The organism is Thalassobellus citreus (genome assembly GCF_044385915.1).
In the GTDB taxonomy this organism is placed as follows: domain Bacteria; phylum Bacteroidota; class Bacteroidia; order Flavobacteriales; family Flavobacteriaceae; genus Thalassobellus; species Thalassobellus citreus.
Map to the genome: position 1 here is coordinate 299,209 of NZ_JBISCC010000124.1, position 21,124 is coordinate 320,332.

Here is a 21,124-nt window from a genome sequence, read left to right on the forward strand (position 1 = left end):
TTTATAAACTGTTATTTTTAGTAAATTCAATAACTTCACTCAGTTTTCCAAAAGCCATAGCTACAACCGTATCGGCAGCTCCATAATAAACGGCTAATTTATCCTCTTCTGTGTCATGTAAAGCAGCACACGGGAATACCACATTAGGTACATCTCCATTCTGCTCATATGAAACTGCTGGACCTAATAAATAAGGCTGCGTTCTATACTTTACTACGTCAGGTTTGTTTTCATCTAAAAGAGCGGCTCCCATAGCATAACGAAACCCATTACAAGTATTTATGACGCCATGATATAGCATTAACCATCCGTCTTCTGTAAGAATAGGTATAGGGCCTGCGCCTACTTTAGCACATTGCCATGCACTGTCTTCAAAAGCAGAAGGTTTCATTACACAACGGTGTTCTCCCCAATATTTCATATCTGGACTGTAGCTAATCCAAATATCGCCAAATGGTGTATGACCATTATCACTAGGGCGACTTAACATGGCATATTTTCCATTTATTTTCTGTGGAAATAATACCCCGTTTCTATTGAATGGTAAATAGGCATTTTCACATTGAAAAAATTCTTTAAAGTCGAATGTATACCCAATGCCAATTGTTGGTCCGTTATAGCCATTACACCAAGTAATCCAATAGCGATCTTCAATAAATACAACACGCGGATCGTATTTATAATCAGATTCTATCATCTCTGTATTACCCGCTTGCATTTCAATAGGCTCATGATTAATATCCCAATTAATACCATCTTTACTAAAACCTGCAAAAATATTCATTTGCACCGCTTTGTTATCACATCTAAAAACACCTGCAAAACCATCGCCAAAAGTCACGACAGCGGAATTAAAAATACTGTTAGATGATGGAATCGCATAACGATCTATAATAGGGTTTTCAGAATAACGCCACATCACGTCGTTGCTATTTTCTGGTTTATCTTGCCAAGGAATGTTACTCACTTTATTTAATTATTTATTGTTGAACTTGATTTGACGTTTGTTTTAATAAAATTTTGTCCTCATTTAATCTGGTAATTTTCGAACAACATCTAGCCATGTATATTTTAATATAGCTGAAGTTATTAAAAATACAATTAAAGAGATGATAGTTTTTGGATAATCTCTAACTAAAAGAAATATAGGGATAACAATCATACTAGATTGCCAAACAATACCTATAACACAGTTAAGCATATCCTTTCCAAAATCTTTATTTTCAGTAAACGATGTATCTTCATTTTTTAATGCTTTATAAACAGGTTTCCAAAAGCCCCAAGGCCTTACATTTTTATAAAAATCTTTTAAAACAGAAATATCTGTAGGACAGGTAAAGAATGTGCCTAAGAGACTCCCTAATACTGAAACACCAAATATTATTGGAAATAGGTATATGGCTGGTAATCTTGCTAAATCATATAACCATGTATCCACAGTTAGATTCCCTTTATTTTGATCTAAGACAAATTGTAATGATGCCACTATAAGTCCAGCGAACATTCCCCAGAAATATCCCCAGCCATTAAAACGCCACCAAACCCATTTTAAAAAGTTTGCCGCTACATAACCGCCAAAAAGAGCACTTGTAATCCACAATGTTAACGAATTAAGTGAGTCTGCAAAAAAGCCCATAAATACACCTAGACCTACAACAACGAACGAAGCAATGTGACTGGCTTTAATATAGTGTTTACTTGTAGCTTTTGGTTTAAAATATTTTTTATAAATATCATTTACAATATAAGCTGGTCCTGCATTTACATAGGCAGAAAATGTAGACATAAAAGCTGCTAGCAAACCTGCTAACAACAAGCCTTTTATTCCTACAGGCACATGAAAATTAATAACCGTAGGCAGTAATGTTTCTAAATCATTTCCTGATAGAGATGGATCAAGACTCATTTGAGGCGCTAAAGAGACTAAAGCAATAACCACAATACCTCCAATTAACAAATATCTTGGAATGAATAAAATTAGATTGGTAAACCCACTCATATAAGCTGCTTCCTTAACTGTTTTGGTTGAAAGTATACGTTGCATATCAAAGCCAGGTGTAGGTCCTGCAATACTTGCAAAAAAACCTTTAAATAAAGACATCCCCACTAAAGCACCAAACATTTTGTAGCCTTCAGAATCAATAAGATCATCAAAAGCTTTGTATTTTTCACTCCAATGCGAACCTAATTCCTGTCCGAAAAATATATTTTTCCATTCTTCCGAAATTACAGATGTTATTTGAATATCTGTAAAATAAATAAATGTATAGCCTGCAACAAGTAATCCTGCTATAACCATAATACCGTATTGTAAAACTTCGGTAGCTACTACAGAAAGCATACCACCTTTAACCGTATAAATGGTGGTTAAAAATATAATAATTAAGGCATAGGATTGTTCGGAATTAAGTAAGATACTACTTCCCATACTTAAGGTTAAATCCCAAGGTAAAATAACGGTCATAAATTTACCAATACCTTCAAAAAAATAAGCGATAAACCCTATGGAAGAAACAACAGCAAAAAGAGCCACTATAATATGAGATGCTTTTCCTGATTTATCGTTACCAAAACGTGTTAAAATCCATTCAGACCCTGTCATTACTTTTGACCTACGAATCCAAACGGCTAAGAACATCATGACAAAAATTTGATTCCAAATAGGCCAAAGCCACATAAACATAAAACTCTTAGCTCCATATAGAAAAAGCCATCCAACCATTAATGCTGTACCAGATATATCAAACATACCTGAACCATTACTTAACCCTAAATAATACCATTTAATAGTTTTTCCTCCTAGGAAATAATCATCTAACCCTTTTGATGCTTTTTTAGAAACCCAAATTCCAACTCCTACGGTTAATAGGATATAAAATATAATAATGCTTAAATCGATAATATCCATATTAGTCCATATTACTTTTAGTTAAACCCCATTTTTTATTTGGTACAGATCCCATAACAAAATGTAAAATGCCTCCTTTTAATATTTGTTGATGTGAAATAGATGTTTGGTTGAATTCCTTTCCGTCTAAGGTGGCAGATTGGATATAAAAATTTGTGTTTGAAACATTTTCAGCCTCAATAACAAAAGTTTTGCCTTCTGAAAGTTTGATGGTTGATTTCTCAAAAAGAGGACTTCCTATTTCATACTCTCCAGAAGCAGGATTCATAGGGTAAAATCCTATTGAGCTAAACACATACCACGCCGACATTTGTCCGCAATCTTCATTACCGCTTAATCCATTAGGAGTTACATTATATTGTGTGTTTAAAATATGTCGTACCCAATATTGTGTTCGCCAAGGCTTATTCGCCTTATTAAACATATAAGCGATATGGTGACTCGGTTCATTTCCGTGTGCATATTGACCAATTAACCCTGAAATATCAGCAGAAATATTGTCACCAGTAATTTCAGAACTTTCTGTAAATAGCTGCTCTAATCGATTTGTAAAAATATCATTACTTCCGTGTAATGAAATAAAATCTTCAACATCTTGAGGTACAAACCAACTGTGTTGCCATGCATTTCCTTCGGTATAATCTGTTTGTTCTCTATGATTTGAGTGTTTCGGATCAAAAGGTTCATTCCAAGATTTTCCATCTTCAGATTTTCCTCTCATAAATCCTGTTTTTGAATCAAATAAATATTGATACCCTTTAGATCTGTTTAAGAAATATTTATAATCATCTTCTTTCCCTAAATCTTTTGCTATTTGAGCTACACACCAATCATCAAAAGCATATTCTAAGGTAATTGTAACCGATTCATCTAATAAATTATATGGAATATAGCCGTATTCTTTATAGAAATTCAAGCCACGTTCGTCTTGCATCATTGTTTGTTTCATTGCTTCATAAGCCTTTTCTGCATCAAAACCTTTTATGCCTTTTTTGTAAGCATCTATAATTACAGGAATCGAGTGATAGCCTGTCATTGTATTAGTTTCATTGGCATATAACGTCCAAACTGGTAATATTTTTTTGGTTTCGTAATAGGCTAACATAGAATTAACCATATCTGAAACTTTCTCTGGAGCTAAAAAAGTTAGTAAAGGGTTTTCTGCTCTAAATGTATCCCAAAGTGATAGTGTTGAATATGCTGTATAATTTTTAGCCGTTACAATGCTATCGTTTTCCTTTCTAAATTGGCCATTTTTATCGCTATAGGTTACAGGTGCAATTTGAGAATGATATAATGCCGTATAAAAAATGGTTTTTAATGAATCTACGGGTGTTTCAACTTCTATTTTAGATGAAGCAGTATTCCAAAGAGTATTCGCAGCTGTTTTTACTTTTTCAAAATTAAAATCGCCTGCGTCTAAATTTTCTTTTGCGTTTTTAATACTTACTGATGAAACGGCAACTTTTACTAGCAATTCATTACTGTTTTTTCTATCAAAAAATAATTGGGATGCTACCTTTTCAGCTTCTGTTGAATTTCCTTCAACTTGTTTTCCATCAGCAATTAATAGATGTTCTGAAATTGGTTTAGAAAATTTAGCCACAAAAAACACTTTTTGATTTTTTGCCCACCCTTTACTAAAGCGATACCCACTTATGGTATATTCGTCATCAATAGTAATGGCTGTTTTTTGAGGCATATCCCAATTGATAGCAAACCCTAAATCGACAACTACAGATTGTTTGTCATTTTCTGAAAATGTATATTTATGATATGCGGTACGTAATGAAGATGTTAACTCAACGTTTATTTTAGGCGTTTCAAGAAAAACTTGGTAGTATCCTGGACTCGCATTTTCGTTAGTATGGCTGTAAGTCGATTTATATGCTAGTGAATCTCTATTTTTTGTGTTAATAGTTAAATCTACTTGTTTGTTTGTTGGCATAAATAAAATATCTGCCAAATCACCAATACCAGTTCCACTTAAATGTAAATGACTAAAACCAGCTACAATAGAATCTGTATAATGGTAGCCAGAACACCAATCCCAACTCGAAATTCCGTTGTCTGGACTCACCTGTAACATTCCAAAGGGTACTGTTGCTCCAGGGTATGTATGTCCGTGTCCGCCAGTTCCAATAAACGGATTTACATAACTTGTTGTATCTTGTTTATACTGTTGTTTTTTAGCAGTATTTTCTTTGCAACTAGAAATTAAAACTATAAATAAAATAAGCAGCGTAAAGTTTTTCATAAAGAGTCATCATAATTTAATTTTAAATTTTCATTAATTTTACTATTTATAAAAGTAATTTAGACGGATAACACATAAACAAGCCTAAACACCAAAAAAACGCTATCAATATTTTTTAAATAATGAATTTTAAAAGCAATAAGTTTTATTTAATATCATGGAAATACCATGTTGTTTTCTGGATAGTATATTTTTTGTTCAATACTTTTCGTTGGGGGAGTTATTTTAATGATTATGTCTATTCTTTAAAATCGAACTTACTAGGGTTTCCTATACATATGGCATCATGTTACCTTAATATTTTTGTTTTAATGCCTTTTTTAGTATATCGAAAAAGATATACCCTTTACTTACTTTCAATTTTAGCTACCATATTTATTATGGTTTTGATTAAATTTAATTTAACTTATTTTTTAATCAGTCATAATGTTTGGCCAGAAGGACCTGAACCTATTACTAGTTTAACACTGAATTATACTATTGAAATGATGATTGGTGAATTATACGTAGTTGCATTTGTTGCTGCAATAAAAATTACCTTAGATTTTATAAAAGAGCATAAACGTGTTGCCGATCTTGAAAAGACACAATTAGAAACTGAGCTTCTTTTTTTAAAAAATCAAATATCACCTCATTTTTTCTTTAATACACTTAATAATATTTATTCATTATCAGTAGAAAAATCTAATAAAACACCAAGGATAATTTTAAAATTATCAGAACTAATGCGTTATATGCTTTATGAAACTAAAGCAAAACGGCAAAGTTTGCAGAATGAAATACTTTGTATTCAAAATTATTTAGATTTAGAGCGTGTTAGGTATAGTGACTCCTTAGAGGCTAATATGTACATATCTGGAGATATAGAAGATAAAGAAATAGCACCTATGTTGTTGTTAACATTTATAGAAAATGCTTTTAAACATGGCGCTAATAAAAATATAGGAAACGTAAAAATTGATATTAACTTTAAGATTAAAGGCGATTTTCTTTACTTTTCTATAAGTAACCCAATGCCTAAAATTACAAATCATAAAGACAATTTAAAACAATCTAGTGGTATAGGTTTAGATAATGTGAAAAAGAGATTAGACTTAGGATATGATAAAAATGATTATTATCTATCTATTAAGAATAAAAAAAAGAAATTTGTTGTAAAACTAAAAATAAGAGTAAGTTAAATTGGAAATTATTATTGATTAATTCCAATTACTCATGTCTGGGTTTTTTAAATATTTGAGTTAAATCTATTTGCAAAAACATCAATAAAGAAGTCTTTGATCTAGCACAAATCTGATAAATACTTAAACATTTCTATTTCTTCTTTCAAGAAGTAATTCTTTAGCTCTATGCAACCTTACCGAAGAAATTAATTTTATAGGAGACTTATTAGAAATTGCTTTTAGTTTACGTTGCGGCTGTCGTTCGCTTGTGGCTATTTCTTTACATAACTTTCTGCTCCAAAAGAATTCTTTACTTAAATTAAGATACTCTTAAAATCACAAACTATAGAAAGAATCTAATGGTATTGGTTTAGGTAAAGTAAAAAAAAGGTTAAATTTAGGGTGATAAAAGTCATTATTATTTATCTATTAAGAATAAAAGAAATAAGTTTGTTGTAAAACTTAAGATAAGAATCTACTAAATATAAAAAATAATCATAGTTAAAAGGCTATAAATTATACAAGTAAATATGAAAATAAAGTGTTTGATTATTGATGATGAACCATTAGCTATTAATGTTATTAAAAATTATTTGAATCAAATTGAAGATTTTGAAATAGTAAATACGTTTAGTAATGCTATTGATGGTTTAAATTTTTTAAAAAACAATATCGTTGATGTTATTTTTTTAGATATAAATATGCCTGTTTTAGATGGTATTAATTTTATTAAAAGTATAGAAAAACCACCTTTATTTATTATTACTAGTGCTTATGATGAGTTTGCAATTGAAACTTATGAATTAGATGTTTTAGATTATTTAGTGAAGCCTATTGAGTTTCCTAGATTTATGAAAGCAATAAATAAAGTTAATAAAAGACTTAAGTCAAGTACAAATATATCTTCAGAAAAGGTAAAAGAACGTTCCTTTATTTTTGTTAAAATTGATAAAAAGAAAATGAAGAAAATTTTTCTTGATGAAATTCTAGTCATTGAAAGTTTAAAAGATTATTTAAAAATAAACACCCTATCAGGTAGATATATTGTTCATAGTACATTAACAGCATTTACTAATTTATTACCTTCTAGAGATTTTATTAGAATACATAGGTCGTATACGATTGCTATTGATAAAATTGATGCGGTTGAAGGAAATAGTATTGAAATTGAAGGACTTCGATATGTTATAGGAAGATCTTATTTAGAGGATGTTAAACAGAAAATTTTAAACTCTTCTATTTAAAAATAAGCAAAAAAAATTGATGGCTATCATCTATTTAAAGAGATAACCATCAATAACCAAAAAACAACTAAACTATTTTTAATGCTATTAATAAATTCTTCTTATTGGTTTTATTTAAAAATGGTAACGTTTAAAAGCTTCAATAGCAGCATATTCTGCTAAACCTAAATCGTTGTATTTTTTTGCTGTTAATCTATTTCTATCTTCTACACGCACCCAAAATTCTCTAGAATCGTCGCCTTGAAACATAACACCATCTTTTTGAGATTGATGATAAAAAATAGCATGACGTTTTTTTAGTACTTGGTCTGGGCTCATAGGAACAGCCATTTCTATTTGGTAAGAATCCCATTCATGCCATGCGCCACGGTATAACCATACCCAACAATCGTTCATGTAAGGTTTAGGTTTTAATATTTTTAAAGCTTCAAATAAGCTATCTAAACAAACTTTATGTGTGCCATGTGGATCTGCTAAATCTCCAGCTGCATAAATTTGATGCGGTTTTATTTCTTCAATAAGTTGGCACATAATTGCTATATCAGCTTCAGAAAGATTACTTTTCTTAACAGTGCCTGTTTCGTAAAATGGAAGATCTAAAAAGTGAACGTTTTCATCAGGAAGTCCTATGTATCTTGTAGCTGCTAAAGATTCACTTCTTCTAATCAATCCTTTTAGTTTTCTAACTTCAATAGAATCAATATCATTTTTAGATTTATGCTTTAAAAATTTTATAATATCTTCTGACTCTTTAGATTTTGAATTTAAAGTCATAGATATTTCTGCAAACTTTAAAGCTTCTTCATTAGAAACGGCTATGTTTCCTGAAGTTTGATAAGCAACATGTACATCATGACCTTGCTCTACCAATCTATCAAATGTACCACCCATAGAAATTACATCATCATCAGGGTGTGGACTAAAAATAATAACTCTTTTTTTTGCAGGTAAAGACCGTTCTGGTCTATAAGTGTCATCAGCATTTGGTTTTCCTCCAGGCCAACCTGTAATGGTATGCTGTAATTTATTAAACATTTTTATATTCAAATCGTAAGCAGTACCTTCTTCTGTTAAAAGGCTCGCCATACCATTATCATTATAATCTTTATCGGTAAGTTTAAGAAATGGTTTGTTTGTTAATTCACTTAACCAAACAACAGCTTTTAGTTTTAACTCACCTGTCCATACACAAGATTTTACAAGCCATGGTGTTTTTACTCTAGTAAGTTCTGATGATGCATCACTGTCTAAAACAAATGTTGTATTGTTATGTTCTTGTAAGTAAGTGGCAGGAACTTGAGAAGAAATATCTCCTTCTATAGTTTCTTTTAATATTTCTGCTTTACTAATTCCCCATCCAAGTAAAACAATTCTTTTTGCATGTCTTACAGTACCAATACCCATTGTTATGGCTTTTCTAGGAACATTATCTATGCCTAAAAAAGAAGGTGCTGCATCAATACGGGTAATATGATCTAGTGTAATACTTCTGGTTCCTGAATTAATATGTGATCCGGGTTCGTTAAAACCAATATGACCTGTTCTTCCAATACCTAATAATTGAAAATCTAATCCGCCATAAGATTTAATTTTCATTTCATAATCTATACAATATTGGCGAAGCTCTTCAGTGCTTACTTTTCCATCAGGAATATTAATGTTTTCGGGTACTATATCTACATGATTAAAAAGATGATCATGCATGAAATAAAAATAACTTTGAATGTTATCCTTGTCCATAGGATAATATTCATCTAAATTGAAAGTTACTACATTATTAAAACTTAAACCATCTTCTTTATGCATTCTCACAAGTTCTTCATAAACTTTTATAGGAGAAGAACCAGTAGCTAAGCCTAAAACACAAGTTTCATTTAGTTCTTGTTTTCTTTGAATTAAGTTTGCGATCTCTTGAGCTACTAAAATTGAAGCTTCAAGAGACGAGTCGAAGATAACATTATGGATTTTCTCAAAACGGGTGTCTTCAAATTTCCCTGCTTCTTTATAGCTTATACTATCTTTTATCATTGAGTTGTTCATTTTGTTATTGTGATAAAATTACTTATTAAGACTTGTTTGAAATATAAAAATTCGACTAATAACCTTTGTGCTTCGGTAAAGGAGTTTTTTTATAAATTCAATATTATTAATTATTCAATAATACCAATCTCTCCAATAGAAACATTATTACCTTTTCCTATTTTAGATTTGGCTACAAACCGTATATATCTAGCATTTGTTGCATTAAATATTTGTATTTGTTCTATAGGGTTGTTTTTTATGTTTGAAAATTCACCTTCTGATTGTTTTTTCCAATTTTCATTATCAATACTTGTGTAAAAGGTATAGTTTGAAATTAAATTTAAGTTGCCGCCAACTTGTTGAGGGAAATATGAGAATCCTTTTATTTTTAATGTATTTCCCATATCTATAATTATTTCTTGTGGAAGTTTTTTTGTGTCATTTCCATAGTTCCAAGTGGTAACAGGATTGCCATCAATAAGTCTATTTGCCGTTTTTATATCGCCACTTGTAACAGAAATAATGCGCCATTTTTCTTTAGACATTCCATAATATGTAGTTTTTACAGCACTACTTATGTTTTCATTAGTATTGTTTGCAATGGCTTTTATGGTAACTGCATTATTAGCTATAAATGGCGTTTTGTATAAAGTGCTATTTGCTGTTGGCTGGGAGCCATCAAGCGTATAGTATATTTTGTTTTCAGTTTCTGTTTTTAATGTTACAAGTCCTTTTTTATTACGTTCTATTATAGGTGTTTTAACTAAAGTTGGAGCGTTAAATGCAGCAATATTTGAAATAACAATGCAGGCCTTTGAGTCCGTAATATTTATTCTAAGCGCTGTCGCTATGACTCTTTTTGTTCGTAAAATTCTTTTATAGCCTATGGTTGTTTCATTAGCAATGGTTTGCCAATTTTTATCAACTTTTACTTCCACATTAAATGCTTTAATACGCTGTCCTAATGCTATATGTTCTTGAAGCAAAATTCTATTTATAGCTGTAGGTTTTTTAAATTGAAATTCTATTGAAGCAGTCTTTTGATTATCATTAGTAGCCCAATAGGTGTCTTTATTACCATCAATTACATTTTTAGCTTCATAAACTGGACTATTACCACGTACATAATTTGCTGATGCTTTAGTGTTTTTAAGCAATTCTGTTTTAAAATCAGCATTTATAACTGCTCTAAATTCTTTTAATTGTACTTCATCATGTTTATTAATTAAACCTCTTTTGTCTGGAGGAATATTTAAAATAAGATTAGCGTTACGACCTACAGATTTATAATAGATATCTACCAGTTCTTCTACTGACTTTACTTTATCGTCTTCAACACTATGGTAAAACCAACCTGGTCTTGTAGAAACATCGGCTTCTCCTGGCACCCATTTTTCTCCGTCTTCATGCCCAGACATAAATTCTGTATAATGCACTTTTCCTCCTAATTCGTCTTTTTGACGCAAAAGGCTCCAATTTGTTTTATTAGCATATCCTTCTTCATTACCAATCCATCTTGCTTCGGAGGGGCCAACACCCCAAATAATCGTTTTTGGCGCAATTTTACTTATCATTTTGTCGGTTTCATCCCAGTTGTAATATGCAAGTGTATTGATTTTTCTGGTTTCATTTGCGCCTCCATAATAGCCATCACCACCATTGGCACCATCAAACCATATTTCAAACACATCACCATAATTGGTTAACAATTCTTTTAACTGATTTCTAAAATATGTTACATATTCTGGTTTACCGTATTGTGGATGATTTCTATCCCAAGGAGACAAATAAATCCCTAGTTTTAATTCGTATTCTTTACAAGATTCTGCTAATTCTTTAACAAGGTCTCCTTTGCCATTTTTCCAAGGTGAGTTTTTTACAGAGCGTTCTGTGTACGCTGATGGCCATAAACAAAATCCGTCGTGGTGTTTAGCTGTTAGAATGATACCCTTCATACCAGCTTCTTTTGCAATACGTGCCCATTGCCGTGTGTCTAATGCCGTTGGATTAAACAGTTTTGGAGATTCATCTCCGTAACCCCATTCTTTATTTGTAAAGGTATTTAATGAAAAATGTACAAAGGCATAAAACTCCATTTCATGCCAATCTAATTGTTTTTGTGAGGGTGTTGGTTCCTCTGGCATTGGCGGAGATATAGGTTCTTTACAGCTGTAAAGAAGCATAAAAGAAAAAATAAAAAGCATTGCGAATTTATAATTTTTCATAATGTTGTTATCATTCATAAGTAATCAATTTATAATATTAACATAATTAATATTTTTATTAATACTTTTTCGACAAGGGTTTAATTAGGGCATGTGTTGGTTGTAAATAATTACTTATTATTAGGATTGGCAAGTTATAATTTATGAGGTTTGTTTTAAGGGGTTATTAATTCATATGGATGCTTTTTTGACATAAAATGCTTTGAGTTTTTATATGCCTTGGAATTTGTTTACTTTCCCTTTTTTAAATATTATAAAAATGAAATTTTATCTAAAAATCAACTTGATTGTTTTATTACTAATTTCAACAAGTTGTATGGCACAACAAACAACAATTTATACCATTGGAGATTCAACCATGGCGAATAAAAAAAATCCTGAAACAAACCCAGAACATGGTTGGGCACAAGTTTTACCACAGTTTTTTAATAAAAATGCAGTTATTGATAACAGGGCTAAAAACGGAAGAAGTAGTAGAAGTTTTATTGGAGAAGGTCGTTGGGATTCTATACTTAAAACATTAAAAAAAGATGATTATGTTTTTATACAATTTGGACATAACGATCAGAAATTTAAAAGTCCTGATCGTTATACCAATCCACATACAGGGTATCGTCATAATTTAATTAAGTTTATTGAAGAAACTAGAGCAAAAGGGGCGACTCCAATTTTGTTTTCTTCGATAGTTAGAAGAAATTTTAATGAGCACGGAACTTTAATTGATACCCACGGCGAATACCCATTAGAAGTAAGACTCGTGGCATTAGAATATAATGTGCCTTTTGTAGACCTTCAATATTTAACAGAGGTTTTAGAAATGTCTTATGGTGTTGAGGGATCGGAAAAATTACATTTACATTTTGAGCCAGGAGAAAACCCTTATTATAAAAAGGGAAAACATGATGATACACATTTATCAAAATTAGGTGCCACTGAAATCGCAAAACTTGCAGTAAGTGAATTGAAAAAGAAAGTGCCTAGTTTATCTAAATTGATGAAGTAGCAAATAAACTTGTCTAAGTTTAGATTTCAATTATCAGGAGAATATTTAAAGGTTTTAAGAAATTAAAATATGGCGTTTTTTGGCTAACAAAAATAGAGTCTCTATCTATTTTTATACTGTGGTTTAATTTGCTACTTTTGGATTCGAAATTAATTTAAATTAAAGAAATGAAAACAATTAAAATTTTAAGTATTCTTTTAGTAGTTGCTTTTTTAAGCTCATGTAATAATAATGGGGTGACTCATAAAACTTTAAAAACAGAAATAGATTCTGTAAGTTATGCTATAGGAATGTTTTCTGCAAATAATGTTAAAGCAAGTGATTTTAAAGAAATTGATAGAGATCTTTTTAATCAAGGGTTTATAAATGCTTTAGATTCTACAGATATATTAATAGAAGAAGCTAAAGTACAACAGTTATTACAATCTTATTTTCAGAAGAAGCAAATAGAAGCTCAGGCTAAAAAACGAGAAGAAGCTGCTGCAAAAGCAGAAAAAGAATATGCAGGTGTTAAGGCTGAAGGTGAGAAGTTTTTAGAAGAAAATATGACTAAAGATGGTGTTGAAATTACAGAAAGTGGTTTGCAATACATTGTTTTAAAACAAGGAACAGGAGAAAAGCCAACAGCAACGTCTAAAGTAAAAGTACATTACCATGGTACATTAACTGATGGAACCGTATTTGATAGCTCTGTAGATAGAGGAAATCCTGCACAATTTGGTGTAGGTCAGGTAATAAAAGGATGGACAGAAGGCTTGCAATTAATGCCTGTAGGTTCTAAATATAAATTTTATATTCCTCAAGATTTAGCATATGGAGCAACACCGCGTCCAGGAGGAAAAATTAAACCATTTATGCCATTAATTTTTGAAGTAGAATTGTTAGAAATAATTAAGTAATTTTTTAAGTTACTTAACTTAAATATAAAGGCAGGAAGTTTAAATCTCCTGCCTTTTCTTTGTTTAAAAAAGTTCTTCTTCTTCTAGAACTAGTAATTTTGAGTGACAAATATCACATTAATATAGATTAGAAGTATTATTTTTGAACCCGTGAAAATAGTTTCTTCCATATTATCTTTATTCTTAATTGCAATTATTTTGTTTAATAGTTTGCGGGTGTCTTTTACTTACGCATACTATCTTGTTGATACCGCTGATTTTATTGAAAGACTTTGCGAAAACAAAGACAAGCCAATAATGCAATGTAATGGTAAATGTCATTTAAAAAAGGTTGCTCAAAACAACAGTACAAATGATGATAAAGTACCTTTAAAAGAAATAGATTTTAAGGAAGTTATCTTATATATTGTTGCGGAAACAGCATTCAATTTTACCTACACCACGGCTAGCGAAAATGAAATAAGTAATTACAATAATTTATACACTTATTCTTTAATTTCTACTTTAGATCATCCACCACAATCTTTGTTCTCACATAATAAAATTTAAAACACAGAAGTTTAAGTAAACTTCTGAAAATCTATTTATTTCAATTTTAAACAAAAAAAATGAGAACATTTTACAGTGTGCTATGTTGCATGCTTATTTCTGCTATGTCTTTTTCACAAGAAAAAAAAGATAAAGCAACAGATTCTATTACTTCAAAAACAGTAAAGCTTGATGAGGTTTTAGTAAAAGGAAACTCTGTTACAGACCCTGTTTTAACTAAAGTTTCTAACGATTATCAAAAAAATATTGTTCAACCTAAAAATGTAGCCGGTTTATTTGATAATATCAATGGGTTTTCGGTTATAAAACGAGGGAATTATGCTATCGATCCTTCATTTAGAGCCTCGCAATACGAGCAATTAAATATTCAATATGATGGAGGTACTAAAGCGATGCATGCGTGTCCAAATAGGATGGATCCTATAACAACGCATATTATTCCAGAAGAAATTTCAAAAATAGAAATTATCAAAGGGCCTTACACGGTGCGTTATGGTGCTACCTTTGGAGGTGTTATTAATATTGTAACCGATAAACCAAATTCAGAAAACACAGGTTTCCATGGTAAAATTTCTGGTGGTTATGAGTCTAATGGAGATTCGTACGTAACCATGTTGCAACTACAGCAAGTAACAAAGAATTATGATATTGTAGGTAATATGGGCTATAGAGATTTTGGTAATTATGAAGATGGTGATCAAACAGAAATCCCATCGTCATTCCGAAGTACAGATTACGGAATTAAAATGGGTTATAATTTTACTGATAACCAACGTTTGCAAGCGCATTGGAGACAGTCTTTTGGTAGAGATGTTTTGCATGCAGGTTTGCCAATGGATACTAATTATGATAATAGTAGTGTGCTATCATTAGATTACAAATGGTCTATGAAGGGTGATGTTTTTAAATCTATAACAGCAAAAGCTTATTATAGCTATGTAGATCATTTAATGACTAATAAGAACAGACCTTCGTTTATGATGGTTGAGGCAGAATCTGCGGTTGAAGCCACTACCTCAGGAGGTAAGTTAGAGTTAAATTGGAAACCATTAAAAAAGCTTAACCTGTTTTCTGGTATAGATGTGATGCGTATTGCTAGAGACGGTGATAGAGATAGGTTGGTGAAAATTATGAATGGTAACATGTTACCAACACCAAGACTGTTTAATGATAAAGTATGGCAAGATTCATATATAGATGATATTGGTGTGTTTACAGAAGCTAAGTGGGCTTTAAATAAATCAACTGTTGTAACAGCAGGAATTCGTGCAGATTTTGTAACATCTGATATTAAAGATCCAGAAGCAGATTTTGAAGCCATGTATGATTTGAAAAAACGTACTGAAGAAAATATAAGCACAACAGTTTCTGTTAAAAAGATGGTGTCAGATAATTTTACGCTTGAAGCTGCTTATGGTAGAGGTGTGCGCTCTGCAAATATGATAGAACGTTATATTAATCACTTTACTGTTGGTCAAGATTCATATGAATATATAGGGAATCCTAATTTAAAAGCAGAAGTTAATAATCAATTCGAAATTGGTTTTAAAGGACATGAAGATTTACAGGGTAGTTTCAATACCTTTAAATATGAAACGTCCTTTTATTATTCTTTTTTCGATAATTATATTGTTGCAGTTGAAGACGCTAGTTTAACTAGAAAATATATGCCTACACAGCAACCTGTAAATCCAAAAGTGTTTCAAAATATAGATAAAGCTTATAAAACGGGTTTTGAGGTTATGGCACAATTAGATTTTTTAAAGGATTATTATTTTAAAACAGAAGCGTCTTATGTGTATGCTAAAAATAAAGATTTTAATGAATCATTACCACTTATACCTCCATTTAAAGTAATACTGTCAGCGGGTTTTGAAAAAACAAAGCTTTGGGCTAATGCACGCTATAATGTTACAAGCAAGCAGGATAATATTTCTAATACATTTGGCGAAACAAAAACAAATGGATATCAAACTTTAGATATTCGTTTAGGTGTTAAGCCTTTTAAAAATCTGTCTTTAGGAGTAGCTGTTTTAAATGTATTTGATGAAACGTATCACGATCATTTAAACTTCTCATTTAATAACCAATCAAATTTTAGGAGACTTCCAATTAATGAAGCAGGAAGAAATATAACAGTATTTCTACAAAAGAAGTTTTAGTATAAAAAGAGACTGTTTGAGGTATAGTTGTCAAGTTGGAGTAAATTTTCAGACAGTCTCTTTTATTAAAAAAACTAAAAATTATTCATCAGGGTTTTCTTTTTTCTTTCCACCTATCATAAATTTAATAAGGAAACCTATTAATGTTAGGCATACAATGCCAAATACAGCAATCATAATGGCACCATTAGTCCAACTATAAAGTGATATGTTTTGAATTAACATAGTTTTAAAATTTTAGTAAATGTAAAAATCAAAAACGGTAATAAATATGACTTTTGTTAGATAATAGAAAATGGTTTTTGTTTAAAACTTTAGCATAGTGCAAATAACAAATCAAGGTTGTAACTTTGCAGTCTTAATTAATTTGAAAAAATATGAGCCATAAAGCTGGTTTTGTAAATATTATAGGAAATCCTAATGTGGGTAAATCTACATTAATGAATGCGTTTATTGGAGAGAAATTATCAATTATAACGTCTAAAGCACAAACAACTCGACATAGAATATTAGGTATTGTAAACGGAGATGATTTTCAAGTGCTTTTTAGTGATACGCCAGGTATTATTAAGCCAGCATACGAGTTACAAGAATCTATGATGGGGTTTGTAAAGTCGGCTTTTGAAGATGCAGATATTTTACTTTACATGGTTGAAATTGGTGAGCAAGCATTGAAAGATGAAGCCTTTTTTAAGAAGATAACCAGTTCTAAAATACCAGTTATACTACTTTTAAATAAGATTGATAAGTCTGATCAAGGTCAGCTTGAAGAGCAGGTGCAACTTTGGGCAGAGAAAGTGCCAAATGCCGAAATTATACCTATTTCAGCTTTAGAAGGCTTTCAAGTAAAAGAAGTGTTTGATAGAATTATTGAGTTGTTACCAGAATCGCCAGCATTTTATCCTAAAGATCAATTAACAGATAAGCCAGAACGTTTTTTTATAAATGAAACCATTCGTGAAAAAATCCTTCTTCATTATAAAAAAGAAATTCCTTATGCTGTAGAAATAGAAACTGAAGAGTTTTTTGAAGAAGAAAATATTATTAGAATGCGTTCGGTAATTATGGTAGAACGAGAAACACAAAAAGGTATTATTATTGGGCATAAAGGTAGTGCTTTAAAGCGTGTAGGCGTTGAAGCTAGAAAAGATTTAGAAAAATTCTTCGGAAAACAAATTCACTTAGAGTTATATGTTAAAGTGAATAAAAACTGGAGAAGTAATCAAAACCAACTAAAACGTTTTGGTTATAATAACTAATAAAAAGGTAATACTAGTTTAATTATTAACTAACATTGAAGTAGCCATAATGCTTCATCTTTGTATCGAGTTATTTAGTTAGTATTGAGTTAGTTTAGTTTTAGAAGCTTTGGTTGAGTCTTTTCAATCAGAGCTTTTTTGTTTTAATACCCGAAGCATAAAATCATTAAGTTCGTGCATTTCTGTCTTGCTAGACGCTTTCCCAATTCTGCCACCAAAATACAATACAAACCAAATAATTACCATAAGTAGCATGAGGCCAACTTGTATGGCATAGCTACTTTTTAAAGATGCATTGGTATAAGCCCAAACACCAAAGGCAATAAATAAGCCTGCTACCATAAAATGCAGAAACATAAAAAGTGTCCAAACTGTTGGGTTAGGACCAAATAAGCCATGAAGCATACTAGTATTATTATCAACTTCATTAATTTCTAAATGTAATTGAGGCGACCAAAAATGTTGTTTATGTTTTGGGAATTTAATAAAAACATGGTCATCTATTCTATTTACAATAAAATCAGATTGCTCATTTTTTTTCAACTCAAAGTACTTTAAAACAGTCTCGTTATTCTGGTTTAATTCAAGTTTAAATCGTGGTCGTAAAACAATGTTGTTAGTTGTTGGCATTAAAGAGTTTAATTGGTATTGTAAAGTACTATTTTTTATTTAAAACTAAAAGCGCTTCAATCTTTAGGAAAAAACAGCAATACGTCGCTTATATTTTCTATTTTTGCAAAATATTTCAAAAGAAATATAAATTAATCAGTTTTAAGCTGTTAGATAAATTAGAGTATGAGTAATATAGTAGCAATTGTAGGGAGGCCGAATGTAGGTAAGTCAACGTTTTTTAATCGTTTAATTCAACGAAGAGAAGCCATTGTTGATGCTGTTAGTGGAGTTACTAGAGACCGTCATTATGGTAAAAGTGATTGGAACGGTAAAGAGTTTTCGCTTATAGATACTGGAGGCTATGTGTTAGGTAGTGATGATGTTTTTGAAGCTGAAATAGATAAACAAGTAGAGTTAGCTATTGATGAAGCCGATGCTATTATCTTTATGGTTGATGTTGAAGACGGTATAACAGGAATGGACGAAGACGTTGCTAAATTGTTACGAAAAGTTAATAAGCCAGTTTTTTTAGTTGTTAATAAAGTTGATAATGGGAAACGAGCAAAAGATGCTGTTGAATTTTATTCGTTAGGATTAGGCGATTATTATACCATTGCAAGTATAAATGGTAGTGGAACGGGTGAATTGTTAGACGCGCTTGTTGAAGCATTGCCAGAGAATGCTGAAGAAGAGGAAGAAGAAGTAGAAGCTTTACCTCGTTTTGCTGTTGTTGGTAGACCAAATGCAGGAAAGTCATCGTTTATAAATGCTTTAATTGGTGAAGATAGATACATTGTTACAGATGTTGCAGGAACTACTAGAGATTCTATTGATACAAAATATAATCGTTTCGGATTTGAATTTAATTTAGTAGATACTGCCGGAATTCGTCGTAAAGCAAAAGTAAAGGAAGATTTAGAGTTTTACTCAGTTATGCGAAGTGTACGTGCTATTGAGCATAGTGATGTTTGTTTAATAGTTTTAGATGCTACTCGTGGTTTTGACGGACAAGTGCAAAATATTTTTTGGCTGGCAGAACGTAACAGAAAAGGTATTGTTGTTTTAGTAAACAAATGGGATTTAGTAGAGAAAGACCATAAGTCTATGAAAGAATATGAAAAAGCTATTAAAAAACAAATGGAACCATTTACAGATGTTCCTGTTGTTTTTATTTCGGTTCTTACTAAGCAACGTATTTTTAAAGCTATTGAAACAGCTGTTGAGGTTTATAAAAACAGAACAAAAAAGATTAAAACAAGTAAGCTTAACGAAATATTTTTACCAATAATAGAAAATTATCCGCCACCAGCATATAAGGCAAAATACGTGAAGATTAAATATGTTATGCAGTTGCCAACACCGCAACCACAATTTGCTTTTTTCTGTAATCTTCCTCAATATGTAAAAGAACCTTATAAACGCTTTTTAGAAAATAAACTACGTGAGCATTTCGATTTTAAAGGGGTTCCTATAAGTGTTTATATGCGTAAGAAGTAAAATTTAAAATATTTTTATAAAATTAAAAAAGGTCTATACTTTTATTAAAATCTATCCCTCTTTTTTATATTACCAACTTCCACCAGCGCCACCACCAGAGAAACCGCCACCACCACCAAAACCACCAAATCCTCCACTGCTGCCAGATGACCATCCGCCACCAGAACTACCGCCAAATCCTCCAGAAGAGCCATTTCGGTAATTACCACGCCCCATATTGCTTAAAATAATGGCTTCTAAAATATCGATGCCACCAGATTTGTTTCCTCTATTACCACCGCCACCGCGTTTGTTTTTAGAAATAGAAATAAGAATGATTATAAATATAAAAACGAGAATAAATATAAGTTCAATTGGGAATTCATTTTTTGCTTCTTTTTTTGTGCTTTTGTATTCGCCACTTAGAACTTGAAAAATAGCATCAGTACCATTATTTAGTCCTGTAAAATAATCATTGCGTTTAAATTCAGGAATGATAAAGTCTCTAATAAGTTGTCCGTTAATACCAGCTGTTAATTTATGTTCTACTCCATAACCAGGAGAGATCCATATCTTACGATCATCTTTAGCTAATAATATAAAAACACCATTATCTTCTTTTGCCTGACCAATTCCCCATTTATGTCCCCACCTAGGAGCTAATAATCCAATGTTTTCTCCTTTAGTAGTAGGGATTATTACAATAATAACTTCTGTAGAAGTGGTGTCATTGTAGTTTTTTAGTTTATCGTATAAAAATTGATATTCTTGTTTGTTTAATGTTTTTGTGCTATCTATTACTGGAGGAATGAAGTCTGGTTTTTTAGGAATATCATACTGAGCAATTCCTAAAAAACTTGAGAAGAATAGGAATAAAGCTATTATGTTTTTTAATTTCAACATTAGCCTTTAGAAATTTCGTTAGATAGTTCGTCAATATCTCCATGTTCCCATGGAAAATATTTTTCTAATTGTTCCCCAGCTTTTAAAATAGCATCTACTAAACCTTGTTTAAAGTTACCTGCTTTAAAATGAGATTGCATGATGTTTTTTGTGCTATCCCAAAAGTTTTTTTCAACAACATTATTAATGCCTTCGTCTCCATAAATAGCAAAGGTTTTGTCTTCTACAGCCACATAGATTAAAACGCCATTTTGTTCTTTTGTGTTGTCCATTTTTAAATAGTGAAATACTTCCATAGAGCGATTGAAAACATCAGTGTTTGATGTTTTTTCAATATGAACTCTAATTTCTCCAGAAGTGCTTTGTTCAGCTATTCTAATAGCTTCAACGATTTCCTGTTCTTCTTCAGTAGAAAGAAAATCCTCTATTTTAGACATATTAA

16 protein-coding genes are annotated in these 21,124 nt (G+C 31.1%); 8 read left to right on the forward strand and 8 right to left on the reverse strand.

The annotated features are described in order from the left end of the window. Position 1: 1 nt before the first annotated feature. The 3 genes from ACH5TX_RS10075 to ACH5TX_RS10085 form a co-directional block, all read right to left on the reverse strand. Positions 2-967 carry a glycoside hydrolase family 130 protein gene (locus ACH5TX_RS10075; protein WP_439339375.1) on the reverse strand — a complete coding sequence of 322 codons (966 nt, stop codon included), beginning with the start codon at positions 965-967 and terminating at the stop codon, positions 2-4. Positions 968-1,030: 63 nt separating this feature from the next. Next, positions 1,031-2,908 (reverse strand): sodium:solute symporter family protein, encoded by a 1,878-nt coding sequence (locus tag ACH5TX_RS10080; protein ID WP_439339376.1) that lies wholly within the window; start codon positions 2,906-2,908, stop codon positions 1,031-1,033. 1 nt (position 2,909) lies between these two features. Beyond that, positions 2,910-5,165 carry a GH92 family glycosyl hydrolase gene (locus tag ACH5TX_RS10085; RefSeq protein ID WP_439339377.1) on the reverse strand — a complete coding sequence of 752 codons (2,256 nt, stop codon included), beginning with the start codon at positions 5,163-5,165 and terminating at the stop codon, positions 2,910-2,912. A gap of 122 nt (positions 5,166-5,287) precedes the next feature. On the opposite strand from ACH5TX_RS10085, the gene ACH5TX_RS10090 reads away from it, so the two are divergent. Beyond that, positions 5,288-6,346, forward strand: a complete 1,059-nt coding sequence (locus tag ACH5TX_RS10090) for a sensor histidine kinase (RefSeq protein WP_439339378.1) — start codon at positions 5,288-5,290, stop codon at positions 6,344-6,346. A gap of 512 nt (positions 6,347-6,858) precedes the next feature. Next, positions 6,859-7,572 carry a LytR/AlgR family response regulator transcription factor gene (locus tag ACH5TX_RS10095; protein ID WP_439339379.1) on the forward strand — a complete coding sequence of 238 codons (714 nt, stop codon included), beginning with the start codon at positions 6,859-6,861 and terminating at the stop codon, positions 7,570-7,572. A gap of 114 nt (positions 7,573-7,686) precedes the next feature. Here ACH5TX_RS10095 and nagB read toward each other — a convergent pair whose 3' ends face one another. Then, positions 7,687-9,600, reverse strand: a complete 1,914-nt coding sequence (gene nagB / locus ACH5TX_RS10100) for a glucosamine-6-phosphate deaminase (RefSeq protein ID WP_439339380.1) — start codon at positions 9,598-9,600, stop codon at positions 7,687-7,689. 122 nt (positions 9,601-9,722) lie between these two features. After that, the gene (locus tag ACH5TX_RS10105) at positions 9,723-11,837 is read right to left on the reverse strand and encodes an alpha-L-fucosidase (protein ID WP_439339381.1); all 2,115 of its coding nucleotides are present in this window, start codon (positions 11,835-11,837) and stop codon (positions 9,723-9,725) included. A 241-nt stretch (positions 11,838-12,078) separates the two neighbouring features. Here ACH5TX_RS10105 and ACH5TX_RS10110 point away from each other — a divergent pair, with 241 nt between their 5' ends. The 5 genes from ACH5TX_RS10110 to era all read left to right on the forward strand — a co-directional run bounded on the left by ACH5TX_RS10110 (position 12,079) and on the right by era (position 17,691). Beyond that, positions 12,079-12,822 (forward strand): rhamnogalacturonan acetylesterase, encoded by a 744-nt coding sequence (locus ACH5TX_RS10110; RefSeq protein ID WP_439339382.1) that lies wholly within the window; start codon positions 12,079-12,081, stop codon positions 12,820-12,822. A 167-nt stretch (positions 12,823-12,989) separates the two neighbouring features. Then, positions 12,990-13,721, forward strand: coding sequence for a BamJ family beta-barrel-assembly machinery protein (gene bamJ, locus ACH5TX_RS10115; RefSeq protein ID WP_439339383.1), 732 nt, complete (start codon positions 12,990-12,992; stop codon positions 13,719-13,721). Positions 13,722-13,871: 150 nt separating this feature from the next. Then, the gene (locus tag ACH5TX_RS10120; protein WP_439339384.1) at positions 13,872-14,270 is read left to right on the forward strand and encodes a hypothetical protein; all 399 of its coding nucleotides are present in this window, start codon (positions 13,872-13,874) and stop codon (positions 14,268-14,270) included. A 59-nt stretch (positions 14,271-14,329) separates the two neighbouring features. Continuing rightward, positions 14,330-16,432 (forward strand): TonB-dependent receptor domain-containing protein, encoded by a 2,103-nt coding sequence (locus ACH5TX_RS10125; RefSeq protein WP_439339385.1) that lies wholly within the window; start codon positions 14,330-14,332, stop codon positions 16,430-16,432. Positions 16,433-16,809: 377 nt separating this feature from the next. Further along, a complete protein-coding gene (era, locus tag ACH5TX_RS10130) occupies positions 16,810-17,691 on the forward strand; it encodes a GTPase Era (protein ID WP_439335822.1) in 882 nt (293 codons plus the stop codon). Between the two features lie 123 nt (positions 17,692-17,814). On the opposite strand, the gene ACH5TX_RS10135 is transcribed toward era, so the two are convergent. Beyond that, positions 17,815-18,321 (reverse strand): GTP-binding protein, encoded by a 507-nt coding sequence (locus ACH5TX_RS10135; RefSeq protein ID WP_439339386.1) that lies wholly within the window; start codon positions 18,319-18,321, stop codon positions 17,815-17,817. Between the two features lie 165 nt (positions 18,322-18,486). Between ACH5TX_RS10135 and der the strand changes: the two genes are divergently transcribed. Beyond that, positions 18,487-19,800, forward strand: coding sequence for a ribosome biogenesis GTPase Der (gene der, locus ACH5TX_RS10140; RefSeq protein ID WP_439339387.1), 1,314 nt, complete (start codon positions 18,487-18,489; stop codon positions 19,798-19,800). A 69-nt stretch (positions 19,801-19,869) separates the two neighbouring features. Here the strand turns inward: der and ACH5TX_RS10145 are convergent, their stop codons facing one another. Then, complete coding sequence (locus tag ACH5TX_RS10145; protein ID WP_439339388.1) at positions 19,870-20,682, reverse strand: TPM domain-containing protein; 813 nt, start codon at positions 20,680-20,682, stop codon at positions 19,870-19,872. Then, on the reverse strand, positions 20,682-21,119 hold the full coding sequence (locus ACH5TX_RS10150; protein WP_439339389.1) for a TPM domain-containing protein: 438 nt from the start codon (positions 21,117-21,119) through the stop codon (positions 20,682-20,684). Before ACH5TX_RS10150 ends, ACH5TX_RS10145 begins: the two co-directional genes overlap by 1 nt. Positions 21,120-21,124 lie beyond the last annotated feature (5 nt).